The organism is Frisingicoccus sp. (assembly GCA_016298055.1).
Classification (GTDB): domain Bacteria; phylum Bacillota; class Clostridia; order Lachnospirales; family Lachnospiraceae; genus Frisingicoccus.
The window spans coordinates 1-10,633 of the sequence record JAEDDO010000066.1 but is presented as its reverse complement, the minus strand read 5'-3'; the positions used below and the strand labels follow the sequence as shown (position 1 = coordinate 10,633).

13 protein-coding genes and 1 pseudogene are annotated in these 10,633 nt (G+C 40.9%); all 14 read left to right on the top strand.

The window, feature by feature from the left end; all coding sequences use genetic code 11:
* Nucleotides 1–232, top strand: a pseudogene (locus QZZ35_RS06740) (hypothetical protein); the annotation flags it as partial.
* A 75-nt stretch (nt 233–307) separates the two neighbouring features.
* Nucleotides 308–913 carry a cytidylate kinase-like family protein gene (locus QZZ35_RS06735; RefSeq protein ID WP_291234546.1) on the top strand — a complete coding sequence of 202 codons (606 nt, stop codon included), beginning with the start codon at nt 308–310 and terminating at the stop codon, nt 911–913.
* 20 nt (nt 914–933) lie between these two features.
* Complete coding sequence (locus QZZ35_RS06730) at nt 934–1,458, top strand: nitroreductase family protein (protein ID WP_291236700.1); 525 nt, start codon at nt 934–936, stop codon at nt 1,456–1,458.
* Between the two features lie 11 nt (nt 1,459–1,469).
* Nucleotides 1,470–2,060, top strand: a complete 591-nt coding sequence (locus QZZ35_RS06725; protein WP_291236699.1) for a hydrolase — start codon at nt 1,470–1,472, stop codon at nt 2,058–2,060.
* A 76-nt stretch (nt 2,061–2,136) separates the two neighbouring features.
* Entirely contained in the window at nt 2,137–3,753 is a 1,617-nt protein-coding gene (ilvB, locus tag QZZ35_RS06720; RefSeq protein WP_291236698.1) for a biosynthetic-type acetolactate synthase large subunit, read from the top strand.
* A gap of 6 nt (nt 3,754–3,759) precedes the next feature.
* A complete protein-coding gene (gene ilvN, locus QZZ35_RS06715) occupies nt 3,760–4,236 on the top strand; it encodes an acetolactate synthase small subunit (RefSeq protein WP_291236697.1) in 477 nt (158 codons plus the stop codon).
* Nucleotides 4,237–4,315: 79 nt separating this feature from the next.
* Nucleotides 4,316–5,341 carry a threonine aldolase family protein gene (locus QZZ35_RS06710; protein WP_291236696.1) on the top strand — a complete coding sequence of 342 codons (1,026 nt, stop codon included), beginning with the start codon at nt 4,316–4,318 and terminating at the stop codon, nt 5,339–5,341.
* Nucleotides 5,342–5,361: 20 nt separating this feature from the next.
* Nucleotides 5,362–5,865, top strand: coding sequence for a transcription elongation factor GreA (gene greA, locus QZZ35_RS06705; protein WP_291234540.1), 504 nt, complete (start codon nt 5,362–5,364; stop codon nt 5,863–5,865).
* A gap of 100 nt (nt 5,866–5,965) precedes the next feature.
* Nucleotides 5,966–6,361, top strand: a complete 396-nt coding sequence (locus QZZ35_RS06700) for a hypothetical protein (protein WP_291236695.1) — start codon at nt 5,966–5,968, stop codon at nt 6,359–6,361.
* A gap of 2 nt (nt 6,362–6,363) precedes the next feature.
* Nucleotides 6,364–7,221, top strand: coding sequence for a DUF5685 family protein (locus QZZ35_RS06695; RefSeq protein ID WP_291236694.1), 858 nt, complete (start codon nt 6,364–6,366; stop codon nt 7,219–7,221).
* Entirely contained in the window at nt 7,208–7,804 is a 597-nt protein-coding gene (locus QZZ35_RS06690; protein WP_291236693.1) for a DnaJ domain-containing protein, read from the top strand. Before QZZ35_RS06695 ends, QZZ35_RS06690 begins: the two co-directional genes overlap by 14 nt.
* 123 nt (nt 7,805–7,927) lie before the next feature.
* Nucleotides 7,928–9,481: an acyl CoA:acetate/3-ketoacid CoA transferase gene (locus QZZ35_RS06685; protein ID WP_291236692.1), complete on the top strand. Its 1,554-nt coding sequence runs from the start codon at nt 7,928–7,930 to the stop codon at nt 9,479–9,481.
* Between the two features lie 154 nt (nt 9,482–9,635).
* Entirely contained in the window at nt 9,636–10,238 is a 603-nt protein-coding gene (locus QZZ35_RS06680) for an NUDIX hydrolase (protein WP_291236691.1), read from the top strand.
* A gap of 6 nt (nt 10,239–10,244) precedes the next feature.
* A partial coding sequence (locus QZZ35_RS06675) for a hypothetical protein (protein WP_291236690.1) occupies nt 10,245–10,633 on the top strand: 389 nt, incomplete at its 3' end.

The following is a 10,633-nucleotide window of genomic DNA, read 5'->3' as shown; positions in this document are numbered from 1 at the left end:
TCATCTGGATTTAATGGGCATTGGGGATAAGTATATTGAAAACGGAATATTTAATGCATCGGAGGATGCGGTGACAATGATGAATGAGGTACAGAAAAATGGCGGTAAAGCCGCTTACTTTATGTTTGGCACGGAACTTTTGGGTGAACATCATCAGAATACTTTTGATTTTAATGAGGATGTACTGGCAATTATGGCGGAAACCTATAGCCGAATTTTATTAAAAAAATAAATGATGCATACCGCAGAAGAAAAATGTGATGTATAATAGAGATGCTAAATTAATTGAAATTGTGGGGGATATTTTTTGGAGCAATATACGATTACAATTACCAGACAATTTGGAAGTATGGGACAGGTAATTGCAAAGAGAATGGCAGAGATACTTGAGATTGAATATTTTGACAGGGATATTTTGGAGAAGGTATCCGAACAGACGGGGCTTATGCTTTCAACGATCAGAGATGAAGAGGAAAGAGCAAAGAACTGGTTTGGTTTTATGAAGTTTCCTTTGGGACAGCAGACGTCGGATGTTCAGGACAAAATATTTAATGTTCAGAAGGAGATTATTCTGGAGCTGGCTGAACGTCAGAGTTGTATTATGGTTGGACGATGTGCGGATTTTGTTTTAAAAGATATGCCGAATCTTGTCAATATCTATATTTATGCACCTGAATCGGATCGGCTTGTACATTGTATTGAAGACTTTAATATGAATGAACGTGAAGCAAGAGATATGATCAAAGAAGTGGATGAGGCCCGAGAGGCATATCATCTTCGTTATGCGGGATATGCGCCGGATGATGTGCGCTATAAAGATATTATGATCAACAGCAGTTTTTTGGGAATCGAAGGGACAGCACAGTACCTTTGTGAATGTATAAAAGAACGCTTTCGATTGACAGATCAGTAAGGCAGAACAGGAGGAATTTTATGGAAACGATATTTAATCGCAGGAGTGTAAGGAAGTATACGGATAAGGTGATCAGCGATGAACAGCTGAAACAGATTATTAAGGCCGGTATGGCGGCACCGAGTGCAAAGAACAGTCAGGAATGGGTATTTATTGTGATTAGAGACAAAGAGATTTATAAAGCTTTTTTAGGAGTGCATCCAAATGCATTTTCTTTAAATACAGCAACGGCAGCCATTCTGGTATGTGCGGATTTGTCGAAGGAGCGCGAGCCGGGACAGGGCTGGTGGATACAGGATTGTGCAGCTGCTATGGAAAATATGCTTCTTGAGGCAACAGCTATGGGACTTGGTTCTTTATGGATGGGTGTACATCCGAAAGAAGACCGCATTGCATGTATTAAGGAAGTCTGTGGTCTTCCGGAGGGGATTGAGCCTTTGGGACTTATGTCTGTTGGAGAACCGACAAAAGATTATGATAAAATTGACAGATATATGGAAGACAGAGTCTTTTTTAATACATACGGAACAAAATGGGAGAAATAGAGGTATTTGAGATGAAAAGTACAATCAGCAGAGATCAAGCTTTAGAATTACTGATGAAATATAATAAAGAATCCTTTCATATTCAGCACGGGCTGACGGTGGAAGGAACGATGCGTTGGTATGCAAAAGAGATGGGATATGGAGAAGAGGAAGACTATTGGGGAATTGTCGGACTTCTTCACGATATTGATTTTGAACTTTATCCGGAGGAACATTGTGTGAAGGCACCGGAATTGCTTCGCGAAGCGGGTGTGGGTGAAGATATGATTATCTCTGTATGCAGTCACGGATACGGAATTTGCTGCGATGTGGAACCAAAACATGCTATGGAAAAGATTTTATTTGCGGCGGATGAACTGACGGGGCTGATCGGGGCCGCAGCTTTAATGCGTCCTTCGAAGAGTGTTATGGATATGGAAGTATCCAGTATAAAGAAAAAGTTTAAAGATAAACGTTTTGCAGCAGGATGTTCACGCGATGTTATTCGTCAGGGTGCAGAAAAGCTTGGATGGGAATTAAATGACCTGTTTGAGAAGACAATAATGGCGATGCGTTCCTGCGAAGAATCAATTCGGCAAGAAATGGAAAATTTAGGGCTTTAAATTGTAAAATTCAGTTGAATATCAAAGGATTTTGAATTAATATATATAATATCTATTTTTTACGGGGGTGAGAAGAATGACAGGTGCAGATGCCATGGTAAAGTGTTTGCAGGACCAGGGGATCAAAGTGGTATTTGGCTATCCGGGAGTTGCAATTGCTCCTTTTTATAACAGCCTGTATAATTCAGATATTAAAAGTGTGCTGGTGCGACAGGAACAGAACGGGGGACATGCAGCCAGTGGTTATGGTCGTGTGACACGCAAACCGTCGGTGTGTATTGCAACATCAGGACCGGGAGCAACGAATTTGATCACAGGTCTGGCAACAGCTTATGCGGACAGTATTCCTATGGTGGCAATCACAGGACAGGTATCCACAAAACTGCTTGGAAAGGATGTTTTTCAGGAAGCAGATATTACAGGATGTTGTGAACCGTTTGTAAAGTACAGTTATCTTGTCAAAGATGTTAATGATATTCCAAGAATTTTTAAAGAAGCTTTTTATATTGCATCAACCGGCCGTCAGGGTCCGGTACTTATTGATGTGCCGATTGATATTCAGAAACAGGAATTTGATTATGTAGAGCCTGGAGAGATTTCGATTCGAGGATATAAACCGAAGGTTAAAGGACATATTGTTCAGATCAAGAAGGTTGTAGAGGCTATCCAGAAGGCGAAAAAACCATTGATTTGTGCGGGAGGCGGTGTTATTCTCGGTCATGCTGAGCATGTACTGCAGGAGTTTTGTGAGAAAAACGGAATTCCGGTAGTTACAACGATGATGGGCGTCGGCAGTATGCCAAAACGCCATCCATTATTTTTCGGAATGGTCGGTACCAATGGAAAACCTTATGCAAACAGAGCATTGGCCCAGTGTGATCTGCTCATTATTGTCGGTGCACGTGTCAATGACCGTGCTGTAGTGGCACCTTCCAGACTTGAGCAGAATCGGCTGATTATACATATTGATATCGATACAGCAGAGATTGGTAAGAATATCGGTCCTACAATTCCGCTTGTCGGAGATGCAAAACTCATTTTTGAAAGTCTTCTTGAATATGATATTCAGCCGGATTATGGTACATGGGTTGAAGATCTCCGTGTTGTTAAGAAGAACTGTGTTGATAATCGTACATTCCATGAAGGATTTATTAATCCCTGCCTTTTTGTCGAACATTTGACAGAACGTATGGATGAAGATGCGATTTATGTGGCTGATGTGGGACAGAATCAGCTCTGGTCTGCGGATAACTATGTTATGAAAAAGGGACGGTTCCTTACGACCGGAGGATTTGGAACAATGGGTTATGCTATTCCGGCAGCTATTGGAGCAAAAATGGCGGCACCGGACAGACAGGTCGTTGCTGTCTGCGGTGATGGATCCTTCCAGATGTCCTTTAATGAATTGGCGACCATGCTTCAGAATGATATTAAGGTTAAGATTATTGTTATGAAGAATATGTATCTTGGACTTGTGCGTGAATATCAATATAATAATTATAATGAACATTATATTGCTGTAGAATTGGGTGATATTCCAAACCTTGAAAAAATTGCACAGGCCTATGATATGGATTATTTCCATGTGAAGAGTATGGAAAAGATGGACAGAATGATTGATGAGTTTCTTGCCTGCGAAAATTCGGCATTAATGGTTTGTCATGTTTACAGGTATGATAAAGTAAAGGAGTAGAGGCGGATGAGAGGTATATTTTCGGTTTTGGTTGAAAACCGTGCCGGTGTGTTATCCAAAACTGCCGGACTCTTTGCGAGAAGAGGTTATAATATCGACAGTCTTGCGGTAGGTGAAACGGAGAACCATGAAATTTCCAATATGACGATCGTCTCTACAGGCGATGTGAAGGTCATTGATCAGATTGAGAAACAGCTGAACAAAAAGATTGATGTCATTAAAGTACGTCGTTTGAAAGAGCTTCAAAGCGTATGCCGGGAGCTTCTTATGGTTAAAGTTTCCTATAACAATACGAACCGTAAAGATATTATGGAGATCTGTATGATCATGGACGCCAAAATTGTTCATGTATCCACAAAGAGTATGATTATCGAACTCAATGCAAGTCCGGAGATGGTTGAGAGTTTTATCAAAATTATTCTTCCGTATGGAATTATTGAGATGGCTCGTACAGGTGTCATTGCACTTCAGAAAGACGAGTAAATAAAGTTAAGATGATTGGCATAATGCTGCAAATCCGTTATAATAGTCAGTAAAATGATGACGAAAGGAAGTAACGGAGATGCAGCATTTTGAATGTGATTATATGGAAGGAGCACATCCTCAGATATTAAAACGTCTGATTGAGACGAATATGGAGAAAACACCGGGGTACGGTATGGATCCGTATTGTCAAAGTGGTCGGGAAAAGATTTTAAAAGCATGTGGATGCCCGGATGGCGAAGTGCATTTTATGGTTGGGGGAACTCAGACAAATTCGACGATTATTGCGGCAATTTTAAAACCTTATGAAGGCGTCATTGCAGCTGAAACCGGGCATATCAGTGTCCATGAAGCCGGTGCAGTGGAAGCTTCCGGTCATAAAGTGCTGACGATACCGGGTGTTCAGGGAAAATTAAAGGCAGCTGATATAAAAGCCTATATGGAAAAATATTATGGTGATGCGGCACATGAACATATGGTATGGCCGGGAATGGTCTATATTTCCCATCCTACGGAATATGGTACATTATATACGAAAGAGGAACTGGAGCAGCTTCATGATGTATGTCAGGCATATCATCTGCCTTTGTTTTTGGATGGGGCGCGACTGGGATATGGCCTGATGGCGGAAGGCACGGATGTGACACTTCAGGTGATCAGCAGTGTCTGTGACGTTTTTTATATCGGTGGAACGAAAGTGGGCGCCCTCTTTGGAGAGGCGGTTGTCTTTCCGAAAGCGGGATATATTCCCCATTTCTTTACGACGATCAAGCAGCATGGTGCGCTTCTTGCAAAGGGACGTATTTTAGGTATCCAGTTTGATACATTATTTACAGATGATCTTTATTTTAAAATTTCCCGTCACGCCATCGACATGGCTATGAAGATTAAAAAAGGTTTTTTGGAAAAAGGTTATACATTTTATATGGATACAGTGACAAATCAGCAGTTTGTTATTCTGGATGATGCGAAGATCGAAGAATTGTCGGACAAAGTAACTTTCGAATTTTGGGAAAAGCTTCCTGACGGACGTACGGTTGTTCGTTTTGCGACAAGCTGGGCAACAAAAGAATCGGATGTAGATGCCCTGTTGGCACTGATTTAAATGTTGAAGGAGTGATATCGATGTATAATGAACTGACAGAAAATGATATCAAGAAGATGGAAGAGGAAATCGAATACAGAAAACTGGTCGTGAGAAAAAACGCGTTGGAGGCGGTGAAAGAAGCGAGATCTCATGGAGATTTAAGCGAAAATTTTGAGTATCATGCGGCAAAGAAAGAAAAAAATCAGAACGAAAGTCGTATTCGTTATCTTGAAAGGATGATCCGCACGGCGAAGATTGTCAGTGATGAATCTAAAGAAGATGAGGTTGGTCTCAATAATAAGGTAGATGTTTATTTTGAAGATGATGATGAGACGGAAACATTTAAATTGGTGACCACAATACGTGGAAATTCACTGGAGGGAAGAATCAGTACAGAATCACCGATTGGAAAAGCGATTTTCGGGCATAAGGTCGGTGACAGAGTTTATGTTGAGATCAATGAAAAACAGGGATATTATGTTGTTATCAAAAAAATTGAGAATATTCCGGATGATGATTCGGATCCGATTCAGAAATTTTAGAATTAATTAAGGGAAAATATAGTAAACTTTAATTGAATTTGGATGCAGAAGGGAGTATAGTTATATCATTCTATTTATATTTGGCGGAAGGAAGATGGCTATGCGTGAAAGAATGCAGCGCTTTATGATGGGGCGTTACGGCAATGATAAGATGAATCAGGTACTTTCAGTTGTTTCTATGGTGTTGGTACTTGCAGGAATCTTTCTAAGGGTGAATATTTTATATACTTTAGGACTTGTTTTGCTTGTGTACGTTTACTTTCGAACCTTCTCTAAGAATATTCCAAAACGGTATGCTGAGAATCAGGCGTTTTTGCAGCAGTATTATCGTTTGACAGGTTGGTTTGGTGGAAAGAAACGGTCTCTGGAACGCAACAAAGGATATCGTATTTATAAATGTCCAGGGTGCAGTCAGAAGGTGCGTGTTCCGAAGGGAAAGGGAAAGATCAGTATTCATTGCCCGAAATGCGGGAATGATTTTATCAAACGGAGTTAGATATGTTTGGATATGTCATTGTTAATGAACAGGAATTAAAAATTAAAGATTACAAAAAATACAAAGGGGTATATTGCGGTTTGTGTCAGACATTGAAACACCAATATGGCCCTTTTGGTCAATTATGCCTGAATAATGACATGACTTTTATGGCGTTGCTCCACATGTCACTCTATGAGGATGAGACATGCAGCAGAGAGCGGGATTACCGATGTTTTCTGCATCCGGTAAAAAAGATTCATATTTATGAGAATGAACATCTGGAATATGCTGCCGATATGACGTTGTTATTAAGCTATTATCTGGCACAGGATCATTGGAGAGATGACCGAAGACCGGAAGCGTTTATCCAGATTCATATTCTGCGCAAAAAAGTTCGGAAGATATGTCAGACATACCCAAGACAGTTTCGTGCTGTAAAAAATTATGTATATCGCCTGGAGGCCGCCCAACGGGCCGGTGAAAGCGATTTGGATAAACTGGCGGGGCTTACGGGAACCATGCTGGGAGAGATATTCAACCGTAAGAATGATATCTGGGCCCATATGCTTAAAAATGTTGGATTTTATCTCGGGAAATATATTTATATTATGGATGCTTATGAAGATTTGGAGAAGGATATCAAAAAGGGAAGTTTTAATCCTTTGATTCCATTAAAAAGTGCATCCGATTTTGAGGATCAGATTTTTGGCATACTGGATATGATGATGGCAGAGTGTGCCCGGGCATTTGAACAGCTGCCATTAAATATGGACGTTGAAATTTTGCGGAATATACTGTATGCCGGGGTATGGAGTAAATATATGAAGGTCAGAAGTGACAGGCTAAAAGCGGAGGAAGTTAAGGATGAATCCTTATGATATATTAGGTGTTTCACCATCGGCAACGGACGATGAAATAAAGAAAGCCTATCGTGCATTGAGTCGAAAATATCATCCGGATGCGAATGTGGGCAAACCGGGGGAGAAGGCGGCTGAGGAAAAGTTTAAACAGATTCAGCAGGCTTATACTCAGATTATGAAGGAGAGAGAACAGGGATACAGAAGTTACGGCTATCAGCAGACCGGACAGACAGCCGGAGGAGATACAGATACGATCGAGATGCAGGCAGCTGCAAATTTTATTAACAGCCGGCGATTCAGAGAGGCTCTGAATGTTCTTGAGGGTATTCGTAACCGGAATTCCCAGTGGTATTATTTATCTGCAATTGCGAACGCAGGTATGGGCAATAATATCAAAGCACAGGATATGGCGCGTCAGGCATTAAATATGGAGCCGAACAATTCCCAGTACCAGATGCTGTGGCAGCAGCTTCAGTCGGGGCGTCAGTGGTATGGAAATATGGCGGGAAGTTACGGACGTCAAACCATGTCTATGGACAATTTCTGCTGTCAGATGCTTGCTTTGAATATGATGTGCGGATGCTGCTGCGGTCCTTGTTAATAATATAAGAATGTATATCTTTCGGTTATCATTTCATGAATAAACAATATTGTACAAATTGTATGCATTTTAGTACAATATGGTTAATCAAAGGGTATGTGATGATAGCAGGGAGGTTTTATTATGGGAAAAGTCATGAGCGCAAAAGAAGCGGTTATGTTAGTTAAAGGCGGCGATACAATTGCTGTAGGCGGATTTGTAGGATGTAATCATCCGGAAGAGTTGACGCGTGCGTTGGAAAAACAGTTTTTGGAGACAGGTTGTCCGAGAGACCTGACACTGGTTTATGCCGCGGGACAGGGAGATGGACAGGATAAGGGATTGAACCATCTTGGACATGAACACATGCTGAAAAGAATTATTGGTGGTCATTGGGGTTTGACGCCAAAACTTCAGAAGCTGGCAGTTGAGAATAAGGTGGAGGCATATAATCTTCCGCAGGGAGTTATTACCCATTTGTTCAGGGATATTGCTGCCGGAAAACCGGGTACGATTACCCATGTCGGCTTGGAAACATTTGTAGATCCTCGTATTGACGGGGGTAAGATTAATTCAAAGACAACAGAGGATATTGTAAAACTTATTGATATTGATGGAAAGGAATTCCTCTATTATAAAGCATTCTCTATTGATGTGGCATTTATTCGGGCCACTTATTGTGACCCGGATGGCAATGCCTGCATGAGGAAGGAAGCAGTGACACTGGAAAGTCTGTCCATTGCCCAGGCGGTAAAGGCTTCCGGCGGTAAGGTCATTCTTCAGGTTGAAAGTGTTGTTGAATCCGGAAGCATTGATCCGAGACTGGTTAAGATTCCGGGAATTTATGTAGATGCCATTGTGATCTCAGAACCTGAGAACCATATGCAGACTTTTGCAGAATATTTTAATCCGTCTTATTGCGGAGATATTCGCGTTCCTGTTGACAGTATTAAACCGATGGAACTGGGTGTCCGTAAGATTATAAGCCGTCGTGCGGCAATGGAATTAAAAAGTCATGCTATTGTGAATTTGGGAATCGGTATACCTGAGGGTGTTGCAAATGTGGCTAATGAAGAAGGGATTAAGGGTTTGAAATTGACAGTAGAATCGGGGCCGATTGGCGGGGTACCTGCAGGCGGCAAGAGTTTTGGTGCGGTGGCAAATCCGGAATGTATTCTGGATCAGCCATATCAGTTTGATTTTTATGATGGCGGCGGTTTGGATATCGCTTTTCTCGGATTGGCACAGTGTGATGCGGGCGGCAATATTAATGTCAGCAAATTCGGACCGAAGATTGCAGGTTGCGGTGGCTTTATTAATATTACCCAGAATGCAAAGAAAGTTGTTTTCTGCGGCACATTTACAGCGGGAGGCCTTGATATTCATGTGGAAAATGATAAACTTCACATTTTGAAGGAAGGTAAAAATCAAAAATTTCTTGAACATGTTGAACAGATCACATTTAGTGGAAACTACGCAAAACGCTTAAATAAAGAAGTATTATATATAACAGAGCGAGCTGTTTTTAGGTTGACACAGGATGGTCTCCTTCTGACAGAAATTGCTCCGGGCATTGACATTGAAAAAGATATTTTGAGACACATGAGTTTCAAACCGTTGATCTCAAAAGAATTAAAGCAAATGGATTCATCTATTTTCAGTGAGAGCAAGATGAATTTGTCTAAAAAAATTGCATAATAAAAAGGTTGCAAAAATCTCCTATATATGAGAGCTGCTTTCGAAGGAAAATCGAAGCAGCTCCTTTTATTTACGAATAGGACAAGGCATCTTTTCAAATATGAATAGTTAGTGTAAAATAAGAAATACGAATAAACAGGACAGGAGAGGTAAGATGATTGAGAATCTTCGTGGACGTAAACCTACATTAATTGATATGGAGAAATGTCGCCGGTCAGCGGTTGTCATTCCGCTGATTGAAAAGGATAAAGGATATGAGGTGCTTTTTGAAGTCCGTTCAGATAAATTGAAGCGGCAGCCGGGAGAAATATGTTTTCCGGGAGGTGCATGTGAAGCTTATGAGACACCGGAGGAAGGGGCAAAACGGGAAATATGCGAGGAACTTTTGATTCATCCGGAACAGGTGGAAATCATTGCACCGATGAATATCTTGTTTACACCTTTTAATATGGTTATTTATCCTTATCTGGGGATGCTGAAAGGTTATAATGATACTTTCGGAAAGGATGAGGTTCAGGAGGTTTTTACAGTTCCTTTGAAATTTTTTTTAGAGGAAGAGCCGGAAATTTATTATAATAAGATATACACAGAACCGTCTGAAGATTTTCCGTGGCAAAAGGTTGAAGGCGGCAGTAAATATCGTTGGGCCAGCGGCACCTATCCTGTTCTTTTTTATGAATATGAGGGCAGAGTTATTTGGGGAATGACAGCACGGATTATGAACAGTGCGGCGAAAACAATTTTGGAAACGAGGTAAGTTATATTGAAAAAGGGTAAGAAGATAAGTAAAAATACGATTATGGAAGCTCAGAAACGGAAGAAAAATATATTGGAATTTTACTATATGACACCGGAGCAGACCGATGCGAAAGAACTGACAACACTCATACATTCGGTGGATGAAGAAAAGGTTGACGTATGGCCGGAGCTTAATCTTCTGGAAGTAGTTCTGGACAGCGATTCTCTTATTTTTCAGGATGGAAGGGAATGTTTTGTAGACCCGTTGGATTTACAATTTATTGAAGAGCATCATATCAAATCTATCTATGTAGTCAGCTATGAGGAAGGTGATTCTGTAAAAGCACGGCAGGTTATTAAAGAGATTCTTGAAGCCAAGGGTGGATTTATCTGCAGTGATACGGAAGATTTTGA

Bases quoted from the DNA above. Each gene is read 5' to 3' on its own strand.
- QZZ35_RS06685 (WP_291236692.1), top strand. From the start codon at position 7,928: ATGGGAAAAGTCATGAGCGCAAAAGAAGCGGTTATGTTAGTTAAAGGC.
- QZZ35_RS06725 (WP_291236699.1), top strand. From the start codon at position 1,470: ATGAAAAGTACAATCAGCAGAGATCAAGCTTTAGAATTACTGATGAAA.
- QZZ35_RS06710 (WP_291236696.1), top strand. From the start codon at position 4,316: ATGCAGCATTTTGAATGTGATTATATGGAAGGAGCACATCCTCAGATA.
- QZZ35_RS06690 (WP_291236693.1), top strand. From the start codon at position 7,208: ATGAATCCTTATGATATATTAGGTGTTTCACCATCGGCAACGGACGAT.
- QZZ35_RS06680 (WP_291236691.1), top strand. From the start codon at position 9,636: ATGATTGAGAATCTTCGTGGACGTAAACCTACATTAATTGATATGGAG.
- QZZ35_RS06695 (WP_291236694.1), top strand. From the start codon at position 6,364: ATGTTTGGATATGTCATTGTTAATGAACAGGAATTAAAAATTAAAGAT.
- greA (WP_291234540.1), top strand. From the start codon at position 5,362: ATGTATAATGAACTGACAGAAAATGATATCAAGAAGATGGAAGAGGAA.
- QZZ35_RS06700 (WP_291236695.1), top strand. From the start codon at position 5,966: ATGCGTGAAAGAATGCAGCGCTTTATGATGGGGCGTTACGGCAATGAT.
- QZZ35_RS06730 (WP_291236700.1), top strand. From the start codon at position 934: ATGGAAACGATATTTAATCGCAGGAGTGTAAGGAAGTATACGGATAAG.
- ilvB (WP_291236698.1), top strand. From the start codon at position 2,137: ATGACAGGTGCAGATGCCATGGTAAAGTGTTTGCAGGACCAGGGGATC.
- ilvN (WP_291236697.1), top strand. From the start codon at position 3,760: ATGAGAGGTATATTTTCGGTTTTGGTTGAAAACCGTGCCGGTGTGTTA.